The sequence below is a fragment of the Kitasatospora sp. NPDC127116 genome (assembly GCF_042677365.1).
GTDB classification, from domain to species: domain Bacteria; phylum Actinomycetota; class Actinomycetes; order Streptomycetales; family Streptomycetaceae; genus Kitasatospora; species Kitasatospora lactacystinica.
In genome coordinates this window covers 44,217-63,980 of the sequence record NZ_JBHXTL010000027.1, presented here as the reverse complement: position 1 = coordinate 63,980, position 19,764 = coordinate 44,217, and the positions used below count along the sequence as shown (strand labels likewise).

Below are 19,764 nucleotides of genomic sequence, written 5' to 3'. Positions count from 1 at the left end.
TCGGCCCGGGCCGGCCGGGAGGGGGTCCAGGAGCCCCGACCCCTGGAAGGATGGGCCGCATGGCAGCGACCCTCGTCGACCTCACCCATCAGGTGACCACCGCGATGCCCGTCTACCCCGGCGACCCGGCCGTCCTGCTGGAGCCCGCGCTCACCACCGCCACCGCCGGGGTGAACGTGCTGGCCCTGCACCTCGGCTCGCAGTCCGGGACGCACGTGGACGCGCCGTACCACGTGGACGTCACCTGGCCGACCCTGGACGGGCTGCCGCTGGAGCGGTTCACCGGCCCGGCCGTGGTCGCCGACCTGCGCGGGCTGGAGCCCCGGACGGCCGTCACCCCCGAGCTGCTGGCGCCCGCGCTGGAGCGGGCCGCCGAGGGGACCGTCCTGCTGCTGGCCACCGGCTGGGCCCGGCACTGGGGCACCGACGCCTACCTCGCCCACCCCAGCCTGACCCCCGCCGCCGCCGAGGCGATCGTCGCCGCCGGGGTGCGGACGGTCGGGGTGGACGCGCTCAGCGTCGACCCGACCCCCGACCCGGGCCCGGGCGATCCCACGGTGGCCGCCCTGCTCGCCGACCTCACCGACGAGCACGACCACGGCACCGCCGAGGAGCCGACGCTGGCCGCCCACCGGGTGCTGCTGGGGGCGTCCGGCGGCGGGGTGATCGCCGAGAACCTGACCGACCTGCGGCCGCTGCTGGCGGCCCAGGAGGCCGGCCTGCCGGTGGAGGTCTCGCTGTTCCCGCTGCGGCTGGTCGCGGCGGACGGCGCACCCGTGCGGGCGGTGGCCCGGCTGGGCTGAACCGGCGAGTAGACTCCCGGGACTTGGTCTAGACCATCCCCCGTCAACGCCAGTACGCTTTCCGGCCATGGCTGAGATCATCGGAGTGATCGAGCGACTCTGGCGCTACCCCGTGAAGTCCACCGGCGGCGAGCGGCTCGACTCCGTCGAGGTGGACGGACGCGGCCTGGCCGGCGACCGCCTCTACGCCGTCCGCGACGCGGCCGGGAAGCTCGGTTCGGGCAAGAACACCCGCCGCTTCCGCCGGATGGACGGCCTGCTCCGCCTCTCCGCCCGACTCGGCCACCGGATCGACGGCCCCGAACTGTTCGATCCGCTCGGCCGCCCGGTCGACCGGCCGAACGCCTTCCTGCGCGCGTACCTCCAGCGCGAGGACGTCGAACTCGCCCGCGAGGACGCCGTGTCGCACTTCGACCGGCTGCCGGTCAGCGTGCTCAGCACCGCCACCCTGGACTGGGTCCGCGAGGCCGTCCCCTTCGCCGTGATCGACGAGCGCCGGTTCCGCCCCAACATCGTGCTGCGCACCCCGCCCGGCACCCCGCCGTTCGTCGAGGACGCCTGGCTCGGCCGCCAGGCGTCCGGCGAGGCCCCCGGCAGTGCCCGGCTCTCCTTCGTCGCCTCCAGCGAGCGCTGCGCGATGACGGGTGCCCCGCAGCCCGGACTTCCGCACGCGCCCGAGATCCTCAAGGCCGTCGTGCACGCCCACGACGGGCGGCTGGACGCGCTCGCCGAGGTCGCCGCCCCGGGTCGCCTGCGGGTCGGCGACCGGCTGCTCCTGGGCTGACCACAGCCTTTCGCATACAACCTACTGTTCGTCAACACCTTTCTCCGATTGACGACTTGACCTTCGCTCGCCCATCCTGTCTTACTGTCATAAGACAGGAGAACAACTAGTGATCGAGTTCGTCCTCGACAGCCGCTCGCGGGTCGCCACCTACATGCAACTCGTGCTCCAGGTGAAGCAGGCCCTGCGGGTCGGACTGGCCCGGCCCGGCGACCAACTGCCGAAGGTCCGCGAGGTGGCGCGCACCCTGGCGATCAACCCCAACACCGTCCTCAAGGCCTACCGGGAACTGGAGTTGGAGGGGCTCGCCGAGGGCCGGCCCGGCGTGGGGACCTTCCTGGTCGGCACGCTGGCCGGCCCCGCGCTGGCCAACCAGGCCGAGTTGCGCGAGGACCTGGTGGCCTGGCTGCGCAAGGCCGAGACCGCCGGACTCGCCCACGAGGACATCGCCGCGCTGATCGACACCACGATGCGGGCAACACTCAACAGGGGGAAGACATGACGGAAGTCGCGCTGGAAGCACGCGAATTGGGCAAGCGGTACGGCAAGGCATGGGCACTGGAGGGCTGCTCGCTCCAGCTCCCGGCCGGACGGATCGCCGCACTGGTCGGCCCGAACGGGGCGGGCAAGTCCACCCTGCTGCACCTGGCCGTCGGACTGCTCGAACCGGACGCCGGCGAGGTCCGGGTGTTCGGCCGCGACCCCCGGCAGGGCGTCGCGGCGCTGGCCGGGATCGGATTCGTCGCCCAGGACACCCCGCTCTACCCGGACTTCACCGGGGACGAGCTGATCACCATGGGCGGCAAGCTCAACCAACGCTGGGAGGCCGCCCCCGCCCGCGACCGGCTGACCCGCCTCGGCATCCCCCTCGACAAGCCGGTCGGCCGGCTGTCCGGCGGCCAACGCGCCCAGGTGGCACTGGCCCTGGCGCTCGCCAAGCAGCCCCGGCTGCTGCTGCTGGACGAGCCGGTGGCCGCCCTCGACCCCCTGGCCCGGCACGCGTTCATGCAGGAACTGATGGGCGCCGTCGCCGAGAGCGGCACCACCGTGCTGCTCTCCTCGCACCTGCTCGCCGACCTGGAACGGGTCTGCGACCACCTGGTCGTCCTGAACACCGCACAGGTCCAACTGACGGGTGCGGTGGACGACTTGCTCGCCGAGCACTGCCGGATCACCGGCCCCCGGACCGGCACGGAGTCCGTACCGGGAGTGGCCGCCGTCATCCAGGCCAGCCACACCGAGCGCCAGTCCACCCTGCTGGTGCGCACCGACGGGCCGGTGGACGAGAACGTCTGGACCGTCCACCCGGTGACCCTGGAGGACCTCGTCCTCGCCTACCTGGGCGCGGGCGACACCCGGTTCTCCCCGGAGGTGGCGGCATGACCTGGCTGATCTGGCGCCAGCACCGCAAGCAACTGTTCTGGACGCTCGCCGCGCTGGCCGCACTGGCCGCCGTGATGGTGCCCACCGGCCTCGCGATGCGCGGCGCCCTCGACCGCAGCGGCCTCGGCTCCTGCCTCGCCAAGCTCGGCCACGAGAGCCTGCTGACCGGGGCCGGCGGCTGCGAGGGCCTCAACCAGCGCTTCCAGAACCAGTACGGCGGACTCCTCTACGTCGCCGTCCTGTTCGTCCTGCTGCCGGTGCTGGTCGGACTGTTCTTCGGCGCGCCGCTGGTCGCCCGCGAGGTGGAGAACGGCACCCACCGCCTGGTGTGGACCCAGGGGATCAGCCGGCGGCACTGGGTGCTCGCCAAGTTCGGACTGGTGGGCGGCGCCGCGGTGCTGCTCGCGGTCGCGTACGCGCTGGGCGTGGCCTGGTGGTTCGGCCCCTTCGCGGCCACCGGCCAGGGCCGGCTGGGCTACCTGAGCTTCGACGTCCAGGGCGTCGCCCCGATCGCGTACACCCTGTTCGCGGTGGCGCTCGGCGTGTACACCGGCACGGCGGCCCGCAAGGTGCTGCCCGCGATGGGGATCTCGCTCGCCGCGTTCGCCGCGGTGCGCGTCCTGGTCGAGACGGCGGTCCGCCCGTACCTCCTCCCGGCGAAGACGGCCACGTACGCGGCGGAGAGCGGACTGCTCCCCAACCGCTATGCCGGGGACTGGGTCTTCGACCAGGTGGTGCGCAACGGCGCCGGCGAGACCGTGCTGCACGACGGGCAGATCGGCTGCCCGCCGGCCACGGACCCGGGGGCCGCCGACTGCGCCAGGAACATGGCCGAGCACGGCTTCGGCGCCGGGCCGTACACCAACGCGCTGGAGTACCAGCCCTCCGACCGGTTCTGGACCTTCCAGGGGATCGAGTCGGGGCTGTTCCTCGCCCTGACCGCACTGCTGGTGTTCCTCGCGGTGCGGCGGATCCGGCGGATCTCCTAAGCGGGGTGGGCCGGGTGGCCGCGGACCGGGCGCCGCGGCCTGCCGATCACGGCCCCCCTCAGGGGGCGTCGCCGTCGCTCCCGGATCCCGCCGCGGGGACCGCGACCGCCCGCAGGTAGGCGTCGACGAAGATGTCGACGATCTCGTCCATCGAGGGCAGCCCGGCCCCCAGGGCGGGCTCCAGCACCGGCCGCATCAGGACGTGGTTGAGCAGCGGGCCGAGCAGCAGCTGGATCAGCACCGGGGTGGGCAGCGGTCTCAGCCGGCCGGCCCGCACGTGCGGCCGCAGCAGCCGGTCGAGGCTGTCGAGCGTCCGCGGCAGGTTGGCGGCCACCACCCGGGCGGCGGGGCCGTCCGGCCGGCCGAGCAGGTCGGCGAAGACCGCCGGGACGATCCGCGGCTCGTGTGCGAAGGCCGCGACGAAGGTGGTGTGCAGCGCCCGGACGGTGTCCTCCAGGCGCTCCGGCGGGTCGGCGGCGAGGGCCTCCAGGCCGGGCAGCGCGGAGTGCCGCTCGAAGACCGCGGCGAGCAGGCCGTCCCGCCCCTCGAAGACGGTGTGCAGGCTGGGCAGCGAGCAGTCCGCCCGGTCCGCCACCGCGTCCAGGGTGACCCCGGCCAGGCCCCGCTCGGCCACCAGCAGCGCCGCCGCCTCGATCGCGCGCTCGCGCACCGGCGGCCGACCGCCCGGGTCGACCCCCGCCTCCCGGACCGCCTCGTCCAGCGCGGCCCGGGAGCCGCCGAGCCGGCGCAGCAGCGTGCTGCGGGAGATCCCGGCCGTCGTGGCGATCGCCGTCAGCGGGACGTCGGCGACGTCCTGGCCCCGTTCCTTCGCCGCCGCGAGGGCGGCCGTCACCAGCTCCTTCATGTGGAGCATCGTACTGCTTGACATCTGGAACGGTTCCAGAGACTCTGTAAAGGCAGGTTCCACACGGACAGTGATCGATCGAGCACTGAAAGGGGAGAGCCATGAGCGTCGTGATCTCCGGAGGCGGGCCGGCCGGAATGATGCTGGGCCTGCTGCTGGCACGCGCCGGCGTCGAGGTGACCGTGCTGGAGAAGCACCGGGACTTCCTGCGCGACTTCCGCGGCGACACCGTCCACGCCTCCACCGTGCGGCTGATGGACGAACTCGGCCTCGGCCGGAAGTTCGCCGCCCTGCCGCAGAGCCGCCTCGGCAACCTGATCGTCCGGACGCCCGACGCCGGCCCCGTCGCACTGAGCGCCTACGAGCGGCTGCGGCCCCCGTACAACTACATCGCCATGATCCCGCAGTGGGACCTGCTGAACTTCCTGGTCGAGGAGGCCGGGCGGGAACCCGCCTTCACCCTGCGGATGAACACCGAGGCGACCGGCCTGCTCCGGGACGGCGCCGGCCGGGTGACCGGCGTCCGGTACCGCACCCGGGACGGCGAGGAGGGCGAGCTCCACGCCGACCTCACCGTCGCCGCCGACGGCCGGCACTCCACCCTGCGCCGGGCGGCGGGCCTGGTGCCCGAGGAGTTCCCGGTGCCCTTCGACACCTGGTGGTTCCGGCTGCCCCGGCACACCCACGAGCAGGCCCTGCCGCCCAGCCTCGTCCCCGGCTTCGGCCACGGCGACCTGGCGTTGAGCTTCGCCCGGGCCGACTACTTCCAGATCGCCTACTTCCGCGCCAAGGGCGCCGACCCGCAGCTGCGCGCCGAGGGCATCGAACGGTTCCGCGCCCGGATCGCCGAACTGCTGCCCCAGTACGCCGACCGGGTCGACCGGCTGGCCGGCCTCGACGACGTCCACCTGCTCGACGTCAGGCTCAACCGGCTGAACCGCTGGCACCGGGACGGGCTGCTGCTGATCGGCGACGCCGCCCACGCGATGTCCCCGGCCGGCGGAGTGGGCATCAACCTCGCGATCCAGGACGCCGTCGCGGCCGCCACCCTGCTCGCCGGACCGCTGCGGCGCGGACGCCCGACCGTGGCGGCCCTGGCCCGGGTCCAGCACCGCCGGTGGCGGCCGACCGTGATCATGCAGGGGGTGCAGCAGGTCCTGCACCACGTGATGTTCGAGCCGGTCCTCACCGGCCGGCAGGCCGGCCCGCCCACCCGGCTGGTGCGGCTCGCCCGGTACGTCCCCGGCTTCCCGCTGCTGCTGTCCCGCCTGATCGCCTTCGGCCCGCTCCCCGAGCACGCCCCGGCCTTCGCCCGGCGCGACGCCTGAGTTCACTCGACCGGGTGAGACCCACGGTGCGGGGCGCCGCCCGGCACCAGGGCCTCTCGGCGAGCGGCGGCCGCCCGTCCCCCGCGCACCGTCCGTTCGGGCGGGCGGTTCGCGGGGAACGACCGTTGGCATGACGATCCCTCACCGCTCGACCGGCACCGGCGACCACCACGTCCTGGTCCTGCACGACTGGTTCGGCACCAGCGAGGGCTGGGGCCCGTTCCTCGACTACCTCGACGGCGACGCCTTCAGCTACGCCTTCCTCGACTACCGCGGCTACGGGCGGCGCAAGGACGTCCCCGGCGCGTACACCCTCGCCGAGATCGCCTCCGACGCGCTCGCCCTGGCCGACCAGCTCGGCTGGGACCGCTTCTCGCTGGTGGGCCACTCGATGGGCGGCAAGGCGGCCCAGCAGGTGCTCGCCGAGGCGCCGCTGCGGGTGCGCAAGCTGGTCGGCCTGGCCCCGGTGCCGGCCGGGGCGTACCCCCTGGACGAAGCGGGCGAGGCGCTGTTCTACGGCGCCGCCGAGGACCGGGAGAAGCGCTTCGCCATCCTGGACCTGGTCACCGGACAGCGGGCCGGCCGGGTCTGGCTCGACCGCATGGTCGACCAGTCCCTGCGGCTGTCCACCCCGGAGGCCTTCGGCGGCTACGTCCGCGACTGGGCGACGGCCGACCTCCAGCGCCGGATCGACGGCAACCCGGTGCCGGTCAAGGTGATCGTCGGCGAGCACGACCTCGCCCTCACCGCCGAGGTGATGCGCGGCACCTTCCTCTCCCACTACCCCAACGCCGAGCTGGAGGAGCTCGGCGGCAGCGGGCACTACCCGATGTACGAGGCCCCGGTGGCCCTGGCGGTGTCGCTGGAGGGCTTCCTGCACAACTGAGCCCGGCCCGGCGCACCGGGCCGGCGCGCACCCGGGTGGACGCGCCGGGTAGACGCTGACGCATGGACCCTAGACCCGCACGCATTGGGCGTCTCATCCTTCTCGCTTACGTTCGATGCATGACAGATGAGCGAGTTGACGGCACGTCCCGGGTCCTGGTGATCGGCGTCTCCGGGGCGGTCGGACGGCACGTCGGGCTGCAGCTCGCGGCCTCCGGAGTACGGGTGCGGACACTGCCCCCGCGGGACCTGCTCGCCCCGGTGTCGCTGGAGGCGGCGGTGCGGGGCGCCGGGGCCGTCCTGCTGGGGTGGCCGTTCCCGACGGCGGACGGGGCCACGGAGGCGGTCGGCGTGCTGGCCCGGGAGGTCGGGCGGGTGGTGCTCCTGTCGCCGGCCGGCCCCGGCCGGCCGGCGGGCGGGGTCGAGGCACTGCTCACCGGCAGCGGGGTACGGCACACGGTGCTGCGGGCGCACGGCTTCGCCGCCGCGCTGCAGTGGGCGGAGGAGATCAGGGCCGGGGGCGTGGTGCGGGGCTACGGCGGCGCGGCCGGGCTGAACCCGGTGGACGAGCGGGACATCGCGGCGGTCGCCGTCCGCACCCTGGTCGAGGACGGCCACGACGGGGCCCGGTACGTCCTCACCGGCCCGGAGTCACCAACCCAGGCGGAGCAGGTGGAGATCATCGGCGCTGCCGCGGGCCGCCCGGCCACCTGGCAGGAGGTCCCCCGCGAGACCGCCCGCCGCCGGCTGTCCGCCACCGGCCGGGCCCCCGCCGCCGTCGACGGCGCCCTGGACCTCGTGCACGCCCGCCTCTCCGCCCCCGAACCGGCCACCACCACGGTCCGGGACGTCACCGGCCACCCCGCCCGCAGCTTCCACGCCTGGGCGACGGACCACGCCGCCCTGTTCCGCTGAACCGGCCCGCCCGGCCCGGCGGTTCAGTAACGCCGGTACGCGTCACGGCGGTTGCCCGGGTGTCAGATCCCGAGGCCGCGGACGGCCAGGTCCACCAGGGCGAAGAAGAACAGCGAGATCCCCACGAAGCTGTTGGTCTGGAAGAACGCCCGGTTGAGCTTGGACAGGTCGTTCGGCTTCACGATGGTGTGCTCGTAGACGAACGCGCCCGCGACGACCACGAGACCGAGCCAGAAGGCCACGCCGGCGTCCGTCAGGAACCCGAACCAGCCCAGCAGGAGGGTGGTCAGGAGGTGGCACACCCGCGCGCCGCGGATGGCCGCCGGGACGCCGTAGCGCGCGGGCACCGAGCGGACCCCGTTCTCGCGGTCGGACTCGACGTCCTGGCAGGCGTAGATCAGGTCGAAGCCGCCGATCCAGATGCCGACCGCCACGCCGAGGACGACCGCGTCCCAGGACCAGCTGCCCGTCACCGCCAGCCAGGCGCCGACCGGCCCCATCGCCTGGGCCAGGCCGAGGATCGCCTGCGGGAAGTTCGTGAACCGCTTGCCGTACGGGTAGACCACCATCGGCACCACGGCGATCGGCGCGAGCGCCAGGCAGAGCGGGTTGAGCATCGCGGCCGCGCCGAGGAAGACCACCAGCGCGACGGCCGAGCCGACGTACGCGGTCTTCAACGACACCACGCCGGTGACGAGTTCGCGCGTGGCGGTGCGCGGGTTCCGGGCGTCGATCTCGCGGTCGATGATCCGGTTCGCCGCCATGGCGAAGGTCCGCAGCCCGACCATGCAGACCGTGACGACGAACAGTTCGCCCCAGTGCACCCGCCCGTCGGCGAGGAACATGGCCGTCAGCGCGGCGATGTACGCGAACGGGAGCGCGAAGACCGAGTGCTCGAACGCCACCAGGCGCAGGAACGCCTTGGTGCGCCCGGGGGTCTCGGCGGCGGCCGTGCTCACAGTCCGTACTCCTTCCAGCGGCGCGACACCAGCTCGGCCGTGGCCGGGTCCGAGGAGACCATCTCCGGCCAGCCGCCGTCGCGGGTGTAGCCCTCCTCGGGCAGCTTGCGGGTCGCGTCGATGCCGGCCTTGCCGCCCCAGAACTGCTGGTACGAGGCGTGGTCCAGGTGGTCGACCGGGCCTTCGACCACGGTGAGGTCGCGGCTGTAGTCGACGTTGCCGAAGGCCCGCCAGGCGACTTCCTGGTAGTCGTGCACGTCGCAGTCGGAGTCCACCACGATGATCAGCTTGGTCAGCGACATCATGTGCGCGCCCCAGATCGCGTGCATCGTCTTCTGGGCGTGCTTGGGGTACTTCTTGTCGATCGAGACGATCACGCAGTTGTGGAAGCCGCCGGCCTCGGGCAGGTCGTAGTCGACGATGTCCGGGATGATGATCTTCAGCAGCGGCAGGAAGAACCGCTCGGTGAACTTGCCCAGCGGGCCGTCCTCCGTCGGCGGGCGGCCGACCACGATGGACTGGAGGATCGGGCGGCGGCGCATCGTCACGCAGTCGATCTTCAGCGCCGGGAACGGCTCCTGCGGGGTGTAGAAGCCGGTGTGGTCGCCGAACGGGCCCTCGGGCAGCATCTCGCCGGGCTCCAGCCAGCCCTCCACGACCACCTCGGCGTCGGCCGGGACCTGGAGCGGCACCGTCTTGCAGTCGACCATCCGGACCCGCTCCCCGGCGATGAAGCCCGCGAAGAGGTACTCGTCGATGTCCCCGGGCAGCGGCGCGGTGGCCGCGTAGGTGACGGCCGGCGGGCAGCCGAAGGCGATCGCGACCGGGAGGCGCTCGCCCCGCTTGGCCGCCACCGCGTAGTGGTTGCGGCTGTCCTTGTGGATCTGCCAGTGCATGCCGATGGTGCGGCGGTCGTGCCGCTGGAGCCGGTAGAGGCCCAGGTTGCGGATGCCGCTGTCCGGGTCCTTGGTGTGGGTCAGGCCCAGGTTGAAGAAGGACCCGCCGTCCAGCGGCCAGGTGAACAGGGCGGGCAGCGCGTCCAGGTCGACGTCGTCGCCGGTGAGCACGACCTCCTGCACCGGGGCGTCACCGGACTTCACGTGCCGGGGCGGGACGTGCGCCATCGAGGCGAGCTTGCCGAAGGCGTCCCGGAAGCCGGTGAAGCCCTGCGGCAGCTCGGGCTTGAGCAGGCCGGCGATCTTCTCGGAGATGTCGTCCGGGCCCTTGAGGCCGAGCGCCTTGGCCAGCCGCCGCTCGGTGCCGAAGACGTTCATCGCCAGCGGCATCGACGAGCCCTTGACGTTCTCGAAGAGCAGGGCCGGGCCCTTGGCCTTCTGCACCCGGTCGACGATCTCGCCGATCTCCAGGTGCGGGTCCACCTCCGCCTTGATGCGCTTGAGGTCGCCCTCGCGGTCGAGGGCCCGGAGAAACGAGCGGAGATCGTCGTATGCCATGCCTGTCAGTATCCGCCACCCGATAGCCTGGCCCGGTCAAGGGCCCCTGGAAGGCGCCCGCCGCTGTCGTCGCCCGGGGGGAGATCCCAGCCGTGCCGAGGATTCTTCTGACCATCGTCCTTCCGCTCGCGCTCTGGGTCTGGGCGTTCGTGGACTGCCTGACCACGCCCGAGGACGAGGTGAAGCACCTGCCCAAGGTGGTCTGGGTGCTGATCGTGCTGCTCTTCCCGCCGCTGGGCCCGATCGCCTGGCTGATCGCCGGCAAGCAGCGCGGCTTCCTGCGGACCGCGCCCGCCGGGGCCGGGCCGGGCTACCCGGCAGACGACCGCCCGGGCCGCCCCGCCCCGCGCGGCGGGCGCCCGCTGGCTCCGGACGACGACCCCGAGTTCCTCGCCTCGTTGAAGAAGAGCAACAAGGACCACGAGGACATGCTCAAGCAGTGGGAGGCCGACCTGCGCCGCCGCGAGCGCGAGCTGCGCGACGGCGACGAGCCCGAGGACGGCCGCAAGGGCTGATCGGCGCAGGTCCGCCCGCTCGCTCGGACAGCCCACCCCCACCGCGCGGGGTGGGCTGCGGCATTTTTGGCGCTTCCCTACGACTGCGCAACCCCTAACCCGGATGGCGCCCCCCTGCCCGCCGGGCTTGAGCGGACCTTGAGCGGGGCCCAAGAGGGCCGGCCTACATTACTGGAAGACGGCCCTGACCTGCGCCTTTCTTCATGCTCAGATCATCGGACCATCATCTGTCCGACAACCCCCGGTATCCAACCGAACACCGAGCGCTCAGCGACCGAACCGACAGCTTCTGTACAGGCCTGACAGCTAAACGAACCCGACCTTGTACGGAATCGACGCCGAAACCAGCGCGCGGCCCCTCGTACAGTCATAAGTGAAGAAAGTGATTCGCAGCCGGGGGCACAGCAGACGTTGGCTGTCGGACAGTTCCCTCACCCTTGGAGTGGTTCGAGATGACGGTTGTGCATGAGGCGCCGGTCGACGGCGAGGTCCCCGAGGTCCCGGCCGACGCCCGCGGGCGGGTCGCCGAGCTGCACGAGCTGCGCGAGAAGGTCCGCCGCGGCCCCAGCGACAAGGCCACCGAGGCCCAGCACGCCAAGGGCAAGCTGACCGCTCGCGAGCGCATCGAGCTGCTGCTGGACGAGGGCTCCTTCCAGGAGGTCGAGCCGCTGCGCCGGCACCGCGCCCAGGGCTTCGGCCTGGAGGCCAAGAAGCCGCACACCGACGGCGTGATCGTCGGCTGGGGCACCGTGCACGGGCGCACCGTCTTCACCTACGCGCACGACTTCCGGATCTTCGGCGGCGCGCTGGGCGAGGCCCACGCGCAGAAGATCCACAAGATCATGGACATGGCCATCGCGGCCGGCGCCCCGCTGGTCTCGCTGAACGACGGCGCCGGCGCCCGCATCCAGGAGGGCGTCACCGCCCTGGCCGGCTACGGCGGCATCTTCCAGCGCAACACCAAGGCCTCCGGCGTCATCCCGCAGATCTCGGTGATGCTCGGCCCGTGCGCCGGCGGCGCCGCGTACTCCCCCGCGCTGACCGACTTCGTCTTCATGGTCCGCGAGACCTCGCAGATGTTCATCACCGGCCCGGACGTGGTCCAGGCGGTGACCGGCGAGAAGATCACCCAGAACGGCCTCGGCGGTGCGGACGTGCACGCCGGCGTCTCCGGTGTCGCCCACTTCATCTACGACGACGAGCAGTCCTGCATCGAGGAGGTCCGCTACCTCCTGTCGCTGCTGCCGCAGAACAACCGCGAGATGCCGCCGTCCGTGATGAGCGAGGACCCGGTCGAGCGGCGCAACGACAGCCTGCTGGACCTGGTGCCCGCCGACGGCAACCGCCCGTACGACATGCGCAAGGTCATCGAGGAGATCGTCGACCACGGCGAGTACCTGGAGGTCCACGAGCGCTGGGCCACCAACGTGCTCTGCGTGCTCGCCCGGATCGACGGCCACGTCGTCGGCATCATCGCCAACCAGCCGCAGTCGCTGGCCGGCGTGCTGGACATCAACGCGAGCGAGAAGGCCGCCCGCTTCGTCCAGATGTGCGACGCCTTCAACATCCCGCTGGTCACCCTGCTCGACGTCCCCGGCTTCCTGCCCGGCGTCGACCAGGAGCACGGCGGCATCATCCGGCACGGCGCCAAGCTGCTGTACGCGTACTGCAACGCCACCGTGCCGCGCATCTCGCTGATCCTGCGCAAGGCCTACGGCGGCGCCTACATCGTCATGGACTCCCGCTCCATCGGCGCCGACCTGTCCTACGCCTGGCCCACCAACGAGATCGCCGTCATGGGCGCCGAGGGCGCGGCCAACGTCATCTTCCGGCGCGAGATCAACGCCGCCGAGGACCCGGACGCCATGCGCGCCCAGAAGATCAAGGAATACAAGAACGAGCTGATGCACCCGTACTACGCGGCCGAGCGCGGCCTCGTGGACGACGTCATCGACCCGGCCGAGACCCGCCAGGTGATCTCTTCCGCCCTGGCCATGCTCCGCACCAAGCACGCCGACCTGCCCAGCCGCAAGCACGGCAACCCGCCGATGTAGCGGCGCGCTCCGCCGCGCGTGCGCACCGCACGCGCCCCGCAGCAACCGCCCGTACGCACCGGGCACCCACCTCAGACCGCAGCAACCGGGGGAGAAACCAGGACATGACCGCTTCCGCCGAACCCCTCGTCCGCATCGTCCGCGGCAGTCTCACCGACGAGGAACTCGCCGCCCTGACCGCCGTCCTCGCCGCGCGCGCCGCCGCCGCGCAGCAGGCCGCCGCCGCCGCGCCGATCGAGCCGATCGCCAACTGGCAGCGCCTGGAGCGCCGCCCGGCGTACTACTCGCCGTTCAGCTGGCAGCAGGCCGCCTGACGGCCCGCGGCCCGAGCCGACGGCCGGTCACCCCGCCCGGGTGACCGGCCGTCCGGCATTGCCCCGGGGCCGCGCCGGAGCGGCCCCCGCCCGCTCGCCCGGGGCCGGAAGGGCCCGCGGAGGGCTCGGTAGGATGCCTACTGGACGGTATGCGTCCGCCGCCCCGTCCGCCCCCATAGGATCGGCCGCTGCCGAGACCAGAACACTCCAGGGAGGCTGCGATGGCCAGGCAGGCCCGCGCACTGGCGACCCGCCAGGCGGTACTCGTCGCCGCGGCCGAGGTGTTCGACGAGCGGGGCTACGCCGCCGCCACGATGTCCGAGATCCTGGACCGGGCCGGCGTCACCAAGGGCGCGCTGTACTTCCACTTCCGCTCCAAGGAGGAGCTGGCGCTCGCCGTCATCGAGGGACAGGGCGTCTTCATCTCCGGCTGGACACCGGCCTCGGACAGCCCGGTGCAGAACCTGATCGACCTCGGCTACGCCTTCGCCCGCGCGCTCCAGACCGACCCGCTGGTGCGCGGCAGCATCCGGCTGACGATCGAGCACGGCAGCTTCACCCAGCCGCAGCTCGCGGCCTACCAGGGCTGGATGGACACGGTCCGCGAACTGCTGGAGCACGCCCGGGAGGCCGGCGACCTCCACCCGGGCGTCGACCTGACCGCGGCCGCCGGGGTGATCACCGGGGCCGTCACCGGCATCCAGCTGAGCTCCCAGGTGCTGGCCGACCGGCAGGACCTGGTCCAGCGGCTGTCCGACCTCTGGACGCTGCTGCTGCCCGGCCTGGTCCAGCCGCACGCGCTCGCCCGGCTGAGCGTCGCCGAGCGCGCCTGAGCCGCCGGGCACGACCGCGCGCGACCGGGCGCGACCGGGCCGCCGGGGCCGGGCGGCCACGGCGGCCGGCTCAGACCCGGTAGCCCACCCGCCGCTCCGCCGCCACCAGGGCCGGCAGCGCCGCCGTCCAGAGCCTGCTCACGGCCTCCGGCCCGGGCCGGCCGGCCTCCTCGCCCGCGAGCAGCACCAAGCCGGCCGCCACCGCGGTGAGCAGTTCGGCGGCGGCCCGCCGGTCCACCCCGGGGCTCAGCTCGCCGGCCTCGGCGGCGCGGTCCAGCAGCCGGTGGACGACGGCGGTGAGGCTGCGCCAGGCGACGTCGGGGGCCACCGGAACGGGCCGGCCCTCCGGCCCCTCCTGGGCACCGTCCCGGCGCGGCCCCGGCCGGCCGAGCCGGACACCGGCCCGCACCACCACGTCCTCGCGCAGCATCCGGGCCAGCTCGTGCGTGAAGTCGATCAGGCCCTGGAGCGCCGGACCGTCGGCCCGCAGCGCGCGCAGCGCGGCCGAGCCGACCTCCCGTCCGGAGGCGCAGCGCACCCCGTCGGCGAGGGCCTGCTTGGACACGAAGTGGAAGTAGAGGGCCCCCTTGCTCACCCCGGCCCGCCGGCTGATGTCGACCAGGCTGGCGGCCTCGAAGCCCACGCGCGCGAAGGTCTCCGCGGCGGCGAGCAGTACGGCCTGCCGGGTCCGCCCAGCCCGTTCCTGCTTGACCACTGGCCCCCTCCGGACTCGGCCGGGCGCGATCCCCGCCCCACCCGGCTGCTGTCGGCGCGGCCCCTGCGGAGGCGGCGCTCGCATGCGGACGGCACCCTCCGAAACCGCATGGTTGGTATCTAATCTAGCGCCTGCTTCGCCCCCGCCGTCCAGCGGGGACGGACCCCCATCGATGGTCCGGGACCCCCTCAACGGGCATTCCCCCAGCCCACGGGGCAGGTAGCGTGATCGGGCCGGAGAATGCGACCCGGGCACCCCCAGTCGCAAAACACAAACCGGGTGGTATGTATGTTTTGCTCGGACGGCCGTGGCGGCCGCTCCGACCGACACCCTGAAGCGGGGGCCCGTCATGCCATCGATCGTAGAGCCGGACCCGCACGGCCCGAACGCCCGCCCCGGCCCGGGCGGCGGTGGCGGCTTCGACTTCCACGACGGCCCCGCGACCGGCTACGACTTCCACGACCGGACCGTCTCCCGGCACCTGGTGCACCGCGCCTCGGTGTCCGAGGTGTTCCTCACCGGCTGGCAGGCCACCGGCCCGTACGACTTCCTGCTCGGCGCCCAGTGGCCCCGGCTGCACGGCTTCTACCGGCTGCCCGGGGACCGCTACCACGACCCGGTGCTGCTCGCCGAAACGATCCGGCAGACCGGACTGCTGATCGGCCACGCCGGGTTCGGGGTGCCGCGCGGCCACCACTTCGTGATGGAGGACCTCTCCTACGCGCTCCACGAACCCGGACTGCCGGGCCTGGCCGTCACCGCCGGCCCCGCCTCGCTGATGCTGACCGTCGGCTGCGAGGACGTCCGGATGCGGCACGGCGAACTGGTCTCCCTGCGGGTCCGCGTCGACGTCACCCGGGACGGCCGGCCGATCGGCCGCGGCAGCGGCCGGCTGCGGGTGCTCTCCCCCGCCTCGTACGCCCGGCTGCGCGGGCCCGCGCGGCGCACCGCCCCGCCGCTCCTGCCGGCGCCCGCCGCACCCGAGCTGGTCGGCCGCGCGCAGCCCGCCGACGTGGTGCTCGGCCCGACCCTGTCCCCGGACACCTGGCTGCTGCGGGCCGACGCCACCCACCCGGTGCTGTTCGACCACGAGCTGGACCACGTGCCCGGCATGCTGGTGCTGGAGGCCGCCCGGCAGGCCGCCCAGCGGCTGCGCCACCCCGAACCGGTGGTGCCGGTCGAGCTGGTGACCTCCTTCGACCGCTACATCGAGCTGGACCGGCCCTGCTTCGTCCGGGCGGTCCCCGAACCGACCGCCGGGCCGACCGCCGGGCCGGTCGCGGCGGACGGCCGGCTGGCGGTACGGGTCCAGCTGCTCCAGGACGGCCGGCCGGCGGCCGAGTGCCTGCTGCTCACCGCACCCCTGGACGGGCCGGCCGAGGGCCCGAGGGTGCCGGCCCGGCGGGAGGCCTACGAGGGCCGCCCCGCCGCGCCGGGCCTCGGCGGCACCCGGCTGCCGCTGGCGAGCTGATCCCCCGACGGACGGCTGGTCCCCAAACGGGCGACTCGACCCCGTCGGGGGGCTCGTGCCCGTCAGGCGGCCACCAGTGCGGCCGGCCGGCCCGCGTGCATCACGCTGAGATTGGTCGCCAGCCGGACCGGGTCCTGGGCCAGCCACAGCCGCAGCGCCGCGCCCAGGGCGGCACTGGCCGACTCGACCCGGACGTCGGTGATCTGCGTGATCCGGGCCGCGCCCGGCACCAGCAGGTCGGCCAGCGCGGTCGGCAGCCAGACCGTCAGGGCGCACGGCGCGGGCATGGCCAGCGCCCCCAGCAGCCGGTAGGCGTCCCCCGGCGCGCTGAGCGTGGGGATGATGTCCAGCAGCGCGTCGGACACCACCTCGGACACGTCGCTCCGGTGTCCCTGGGCGAGCCTGCGGAGCAGCATGCGCTCGGCGGCGGTGATTCGGACGGTCAGCATGACCTCGTCGCACTCCATTGCGCGATTTCCTCCTCAATTCCCTCTCGCACCGACCGGCGGCCGGCACGCACTACCCCTGCACATCGGCCCGGCTACCTGTGGGAGAGAGCCGGGCCGGTGGGTCATCGTGTGCCCCGGTCAGATCCCCGCGTAGGAGTGCTTTCCGGTGACGAAGATGTTCACGCCGTAGTAGTTGAAGAGCCAGCAGGCGAACGCCGCCAGCGCCAGGTAGGCGGCCTTGCGGCCCTTCCAGCCGGCCGTCGCGCGGGCGTGCAGGTAGCAGGCGTAGGCGACCCAGGTGATGAACGACCAGGTCTCCTTCGGGTCCCACTCCCAGTACTTGCCCCAGGCCGCCTCGGCCCAGATCGCGCCCGCGATGATGGTGAAGGTCCACAGCGGGAAGACCAGGGCGTTGATCCGGTAGGACAGCTTGTCGAAGGTCGACGCGGCGGGCAGCCGGCGCCAGATCGAGGCCGAAGTGCCCAGCGGACCGGTGGTCAGGCCGGCCGCCATGCGCTTGTCGAAGGAGTCCTTGCCGAGGTACAGCAGCGTCGCGATGAACGCCGCGTAGAACGCGCCGCCGCAGAAGATCGCGGTGGACACGTGGATCGCCAGCCACGGCGAGTGCAGCGCCGGGACGAGCTGCTCCGAGTCGGTGTACAGCACCGTGGTGGCGATGCCGAGGGTCAGCAGCCCCGCGAGGACGACCGGCAGGCCGAGCCAGCGGACGTTCTTCTTCGCGGCCAGCAGCACCAGGTACGCCGCCGTCATGGCGAAGGCGAAGGCGCAGGAGAACTCGTACATGTTGCCCCACGGCCAGCGCGAGACCGAGAGGCCGCGGGCGACGATCCCGCCCGCGTGCAGCGCCGCGCCGAGCACGGTGAGCGAGACGGCGATCCGGCCGGCCAGGTCGGCCCGCTCGTTGGTGCCGGCCGCGCCCGGGCCGTCCTCCTCCTCGACGCCGCGCCCGCTGGTGACCACCGTCGCGCCCTCGCCCGCGACCGCGGTGCGGGTGAGCGTGGTGGTGCCGCCGCCGGCCCCCGCCACGGTGACGGTGACCTTCCTGGCCTTCTTCTCGGCCGTGGCGACGCTCTCGCCGAGGGTGCCGGCCTGGACCTTCGAGCGGACGGCGACGGCGCCCTTGCTGCCGAAGGTCCACTCGATCATGTGGGCGAACATGGCGAGCGTGTAGACCACCATCGCCGAATAGATCAGCTTGTTGGAGAGGTCGGCCAGCTGTGGGTCGACCGCCGAGGCGAGTTGCACCGTCTACTCCTTGGAGTTCTGGTCGGCAGGGACTGCGGGGGCTGAGGCCTCGGCCTCGGGGTCGTGGGGTGTCGCGTCGGACGCGGTGTCGGCTTCCCCGGCACCGTCCCCGGCGTCCTCCTCGGAGGCCGGGGCGTCGTCCTCGGAGGCCGGGGCGTCGTCCTGGAGGTCGACCGCGAGCTCCGCCAGCTCCTCGGCGATCTTCGCCGACTCGCTGCGGGCCAGGCCGGCCAGCTCGACCTGGGTGCCGCCGCCCGGCAGGGCGACCGCCCGCACCCAGATCCGGCGGCGCTGGATGAACAGCGAGCCGATCAGACCGAGGATCGCCAGCACGCCGCCGACCAGGGCGATCTCGTTGCCCGGGCGGTGCGTGATGTTGAAGCTCGCCCACTGCTTGTAGCCGTCGAAAGTGATGGAGCCGTAGCCGTCGGGGAGGTTCCAGCCCTCACCCGGCTTGAGCCTGGCCTTGGCCGGCTGGCCGTCCTGGGTCAGCTGGGTGAGCTTGCGGGTGTTGAGCTGGTAGACGTTCTGCGGCAGGCCGGAGTCGGTGCCCAGGTCGCCCGCGAAGGCGTTCAGCACCAGTTCGGGGGCGGCGTCACCGGGGAACAGCGAGACCGGGCCGGTGCCCTCGAAGCTCAGCGGGGCGGTCGGCAGGAAGAACCCGGAGAAGCCCATCTGGGTCTTGTTGCCGTCGGGACCCACGCCGTAGTCGGAGGCCTTCACCACGCCGGTGGAGGTCAGGTTGCCGTCCTGCGGCAGGAACGGGACGGCGCCCTGGTAGACGACGTCGCCCTTGCCGTTCTTGAGGGTGATCATCGGGGCGTAGCCGTGGCCGATCAGGTAGACCTTGCTGCCGCCGACCTCCAGCGGGTGGTTCACCTCGATCGTCGACTTCTTCAGCGCGGACGGGTCGCCGCCCTCGGAGTACTGGACGTGCGCGGTGAACTGCCGGGCGGCGCCGATCTGGTCGCCCTTCTCCTGGAACTTCGAGGTGAAGCCGTCCAGCTTCAGGTAGAAGGGGTCGAGGTCCTGGCTGCCGTAGAACCGGGTGCCGGTGAAGTCGTCGAGCTGGGTGATGGTGTTGGAGTAGGCCTCGCCCTCGATCATCAGCTTGCCGCCGGTGCCGGCGGCCAGGCTGGACCAGGCGAAGCCGCCGAGCAGCGCGAACAGCGACAGGTGGAACAGCAGGTTGCCGACCTCGCGCAGGTAGCCCTTCTCGGCCGCGACCGCGCCGCCGGACAGGTGGGCGCGGAAGCCGCGCTTGCGCAGCAGCCGGTGCGCGGCGGCGTTCACCCGGTCGGCGTCCGCCTCGGTGCGCCAGACCGCGTGCACCGGCATCCGGGTCAGGTTGCGCGGCGCGGCCGGCGGCCGGGAGCGCAGCACGCCGACGAACTGCCAGGTGCGCGGGACGATGCAGCCGGCCAGCGAGACGAACAGCAGGATGTAGATCGCGGAGAACCAGACCGAGCTGTAGACGTCGAACAGCTGGAGCTTCTCGTAGATCGGCGCGACCGTGGTGTGCTGCGCCTTCCAGGTCTGCACCTTGAACTGGTTCTGCCCGTTCTGCGGGATCAGCGAGCCGGGGATGGCGGCCAGCGACAGCAGGAACAGCAGGATCAGGGCGACCCGCATCGAGGTCAGCTGGCGCCACATCCAGCGGGCCCAGCCGAACGGCCCTATGCCGGTCGGGCCTTCGGACTCGACCGGGGCGGTGCTGAGCCGCTCGGCGGCACTGTCGTCCGGCGCCGGCGGCTGCTCGGTCTCGGTCGTGGTGTTGCTCAC

Annotated in this window: 20 protein-coding genes; 13 read left to right on the top strand and 7 right to left on the bottom strand. The window is 73.0% G+C overall.

Going from position 1 to position 19,764, the window contains the following annotated elements:
• Window positions 1-59 precede the first annotated feature (59 nt).
• From ACFVHV_RS14010 to ACFVHV_RS13990, 5 genes are all read left to right on the top strand, one after another.
• The gene (locus ACFVHV_RS14010) at window positions 60-803 is read left to right on the top strand and encodes a cyclase family protein (protein ID WP_359902864.1); all 744 of its coding nucleotides are present in this window, start codon (window positions 60-62) and stop codon (window positions 801-803) included.
• A 67-nt stretch (window positions 804-870) separates the two neighbouring features.
• On the top strand, window positions 871-1,587 hold the full coding sequence (locus tag ACFVHV_RS14005) for an MOSC domain-containing protein (RefSeq protein ID WP_359902861.1): 717 nt from the start codon (window positions 871-873) through the stop codon (window positions 1,585-1,587).
• Between the two features lie 154 nt (window positions 1,588-1,741).
• The gene (locus ACFVHV_RS14000; protein WP_380351318.1) at window positions 1,742-2,089 is read left to right on the top strand and encodes a GntR family transcriptional regulator; all 348 of its coding nucleotides are present in this window, start codon (window positions 1,742-1,744) and stop codon (window positions 2,087-2,089) included.
• Window positions 2,086-2,970, top strand: a complete 885-nt coding sequence (locus ACFVHV_RS13995; RefSeq protein WP_380351303.1) for an ABC transporter ATP-binding protein — start codon at window positions 2,086-2,088, stop codon at window positions 2,968-2,970. Before ACFVHV_RS14000 ends, ACFVHV_RS13995 begins: the two co-directional genes overlap by 4 nt.
• Window positions 2,967-3,959, top strand: a complete 993-nt coding sequence (locus ACFVHV_RS13990; RefSeq protein ID WP_359902852.1) for an ABC transporter permease subunit — start codon at window positions 2,967-2,969, stop codon at window positions 3,957-3,959. Before ACFVHV_RS13995 ends, ACFVHV_RS13990 begins: the two co-directional genes overlap by 4 nt.
• Window positions 3,960-4,017: 58 nt before the next feature.
• Here ACFVHV_RS13990 and ACFVHV_RS13985 read toward each other — a convergent pair whose 3' ends face one another.
• Window positions 4,018-4,824, bottom strand: coding sequence for a TetR/AcrR family transcriptional regulator (locus ACFVHV_RS13985; RefSeq protein WP_380351301.1), 807 nt, complete (start codon window positions 4,822-4,824; stop codon window positions 4,018-4,020).
• 101 nt (window positions 4,825-4,925) lie between these two features.
• Between ACFVHV_RS13985 and ACFVHV_RS13980 the strand changes: the two genes are divergently transcribed.
• From ACFVHV_RS13980 to ACFVHV_RS13970, 3 genes are all read left to right on the top strand, one after another.
• On the top strand, window positions 4,926-6,152 hold the full coding sequence (locus ACFVHV_RS13980; RefSeq protein ID WP_380351299.1) for an FAD-dependent oxidoreductase: 1,227 nt from the start codon (window positions 4,926-4,928) through the stop codon (window positions 6,150-6,152).
• Window positions 6,153-6,282: 130 nt separating this feature from the next.
• Window positions 6,283-7,038, top strand: a complete 756-nt coding sequence (locus ACFVHV_RS13975) for an alpha/beta hydrolase (RefSeq protein ID WP_359902844.1) — start codon at window positions 6,283-6,285, stop codon at window positions 7,036-7,038.
• A 119-nt stretch (window positions 7,039-7,157) separates the two neighbouring features.
• Window positions 7,158-7,952, top strand: a complete 795-nt coding sequence (locus ACFVHV_RS13970; protein ID WP_359902841.1) for a hypothetical protein — start codon at window positions 7,158-7,160, stop codon at window positions 7,950-7,952.
• Window positions 7,953-8,014: 62 nt separating this feature from the next.
• Here the strand turns inward: ACFVHV_RS13970 and mqnP are convergent, their stop codons facing one another.
• Together mqnP and ACFVHV_RS13960 are read right to left on the bottom strand one after the other, a co-directional pair.
• Window positions 8,015-8,911, bottom strand: coding sequence for a menaquinone biosynthesis prenyltransferase MqnP (mqnP, locus tag ACFVHV_RS13965; protein WP_380351297.1), 897 nt, complete (start codon window positions 8,909-8,911; stop codon window positions 8,015-8,017).
• A complete protein-coding gene (locus ACFVHV_RS13960; RefSeq protein ID WP_359902835.1) occupies window positions 8,908-10,365 on the bottom strand; it encodes a menaquinone biosynthesis decarboxylase in 1,458 nt (485 codons plus the stop codon). Before ACFVHV_RS13960 ends, mqnP begins: the two co-directional genes overlap by 4 nt.
• A 92-nt stretch (window positions 10,366-10,457) precedes the next feature.
• Between ACFVHV_RS13960 and ACFVHV_RS13955 the strand changes: the two genes are divergently transcribed.
• The 4 genes from ACFVHV_RS13955 to ACFVHV_RS13940 all read left to right on the top strand — a co-directional run bounded on the left by ACFVHV_RS13955 (window position 10,458) and on the right by ACFVHV_RS13940 (window position 14,081).
• Complete coding sequence (locus ACFVHV_RS13955; RefSeq protein ID WP_380351296.1) at window positions 10,458-10,880, top strand: PLD nuclease N-terminal domain-containing protein; 423 nt, start codon at window positions 10,458-10,460, stop codon at window positions 10,878-10,880.
• A gap of 452 nt (window positions 10,881-11,332) precedes the next feature.
• Window positions 11,333-12,934, top strand: coding sequence for an acyl-CoA carboxylase subunit beta (locus tag ACFVHV_RS13950; RefSeq protein ID WP_359902830.1), 1,602 nt, complete (start codon window positions 11,333-11,335; stop codon window positions 12,932-12,934).
• A 104-nt stretch (window positions 12,935-13,038) separates the two neighbouring features.
• Complete coding sequence (locus ACFVHV_RS13945; protein WP_359902827.1) at window positions 13,039-13,248, top strand: acyl-CoA carboxylase epsilon subunit; 210 nt, start codon at window positions 13,039-13,041, stop codon at window positions 13,246-13,248.
• A 221-nt stretch (window positions 13,249-13,469) separates the two neighbouring features.
• Window positions 13,470-14,081 carry a ScbR family autoregulator-binding transcription factor gene (locus ACFVHV_RS13940; protein WP_359902825.1) on the top strand — a complete coding sequence of 204 codons (612 nt, stop codon included), beginning with the start codon at window positions 13,470-13,472 and terminating at the stop codon, window positions 14,079-14,081.
• A 70-nt stretch (window positions 14,082-14,151) separates the two neighbouring features.
• Here ACFVHV_RS13940 and ACFVHV_RS13935 read toward each other — a convergent pair whose 3' ends face one another.
• Window positions 14,152-14,796, bottom strand: coding sequence for a ScbR family autoregulator-binding transcription factor (locus tag ACFVHV_RS13935; protein ID WP_380351294.1), 645 nt, complete (start codon window positions 14,794-14,796; stop codon window positions 14,152-14,154).
• 349 nt (window positions 14,797-15,145) lie between these two features.
• Between ACFVHV_RS13935 and ACFVHV_RS13930 the strand changes: the two genes are divergently transcribed.
• Window positions 15,146-16,267 (top strand): ScbA/BarX family gamma-butyrolactone biosynthesis protein, encoded by a 1,122-nt coding sequence (locus ACFVHV_RS13930; protein WP_380351292.1) that lies wholly within the window; start codon window positions 15,146-15,148, stop codon window positions 16,265-16,267.
• Window positions 16,268-16,329: 62 nt separating this feature from the next.
• On the opposite strand, the gene ACFVHV_RS13925 is transcribed toward ACFVHV_RS13930, so the two are convergent.
• The 3 genes from ACFVHV_RS13925 to ACFVHV_RS13915 all read right to left on the bottom strand — a co-directional run bounded on the left by ACFVHV_RS13925 (window position 16,330) and on the right by ACFVHV_RS13915 (window position 19,764).
• On the bottom strand, window positions 16,330-16,716 hold the full coding sequence (locus ACFVHV_RS13925) for a hypothetical protein (RefSeq protein ID WP_380351291.1): 387 nt from the start codon (window positions 16,714-16,716) through the stop codon (window positions 16,330-16,332).
• 138 nt (window positions 16,717-16,854) lie between these two features.
• Window positions 16,855-17,982, bottom strand: coding sequence for a c-type cytochrome biogenesis protein CcsB (gene ccsB / locus ACFVHV_RS13920; RefSeq protein WP_359902814.1), 1,128 nt, complete (start codon window positions 17,980-17,982; stop codon window positions 16,855-16,857).
• Window positions 17,983-17,985: 3 nt separating this feature from the next.
• Entirely contained in the window at window positions 17,986-19,764 is a 1,779-nt protein-coding gene (locus ACFVHV_RS13915) for a cytochrome c biogenesis protein ResB (RefSeq protein WP_359902811.1), read from the bottom strand.

What these genes read in the sequence shown, in the direction of transcription:
- ACFVHV_RS13990 (WP_359902852.1), top strand. Translation starts at nt 2,967, where the DNA reads ATGACCTGGCTGATCTGGCGCCAGCACCGCAAGCAACTGTTCTGGACG.
- ACFVHV_RS13945 (WP_359902827.1), top strand. Translation starts at nt 13,039, where the DNA reads ATGACCGCTTCCGCCGAACCCCTCGTCCGCATCGTCCGCGGCAGTCTC.
- ACFVHV_RS13995 (WP_380351303.1), top strand. Translation starts at nt 2,086, where the DNA reads ATGACGGAAGTCGCGCTGGAAGCACGCGAATTGGGCAAGCGGTACGGC.
- ACFVHV_RS14000 (WP_380351318.1), top strand. Translation starts at nt 1,742, where the DNA reads ATGCAACTCGTGCTCCAGGTGAAGCAGGCCCTGCGGGTCGGACTGGCC.
- ACFVHV_RS13930 (WP_380351292.1), top strand. Translation starts at nt 15,146, where the DNA reads ATGCCATCGATCGTAGAGCCGGACCCGCACGGCCCGAACGCCCGCCCC.
- ACFVHV_RS14010 (WP_359902864.1), top strand. Translation starts at nt 60, where the DNA reads ATGGCAGCGACCCTCGTCGACCTCACCCATCAGGTGACCACCGCGATG.
- ACFVHV_RS13980 (WP_380351299.1), top strand. Translation starts at nt 4,926, where the DNA reads ATGAGCGTCGTGATCTCCGGAGGCGGGCCGGCCGGAATGATGCTGGGC.
- ACFVHV_RS13975 (WP_359902844.1), top strand. Translation starts at nt 6,283, where the DNA reads ATGACGATCCCTCACCGCTCGACCGGCACCGGCGACCACCACGTCCTG.
- ACFVHV_RS13970 (WP_359902841.1), top strand. Translation starts at nt 7,158, where the DNA reads ATGACAGATGAGCGAGTTGACGGCACGTCCCGGGTCCTGGTGATCGGC.
- ACFVHV_RS13940 (WP_359902825.1), top strand. Translation starts at nt 13,470, where the DNA reads ATGGCCAGGCAGGCCCGCGCACTGGCGACCCGCCAGGCGGTACTCGTC.
- ACFVHV_RS14005 (WP_359902861.1), top strand. Translation starts at nt 871, where the DNA reads ATGGCTGAGATCATCGGAGTGATCGAGCGACTCTGGCGCTACCCCGTG.
- ACFVHV_RS13925 (WP_380351291.1), bottom strand. Translation starts at nt 16,716, where the DNA reads ATGCTGACCGTCCGAATCACCGCCGCCGAGCGCATGCTGCTCCGCAGG.
- ACFVHV_RS13950 (WP_359902830.1), top strand. Translation starts at nt 11,333, where the DNA reads ATGACGGTTGTGCATGAGGCGCCGGTCGACGGCGAGGTCCCCGAGGTC.
- ACFVHV_RS13960 (WP_359902835.1), bottom strand. Translation starts at nt 10,365, where the DNA reads ATGGCATACGACGATCTCCGCTCGTTTCTCCGGGCCCTCGACCGCGAG.
- ACFVHV_RS13985 (WP_380351301.1), bottom strand. Translation starts at nt 4,824, where the DNA reads ATGAAGGAGCTGGTGACGGCCGCCCTCGCGGCGGCGAAGGAACGGGGC.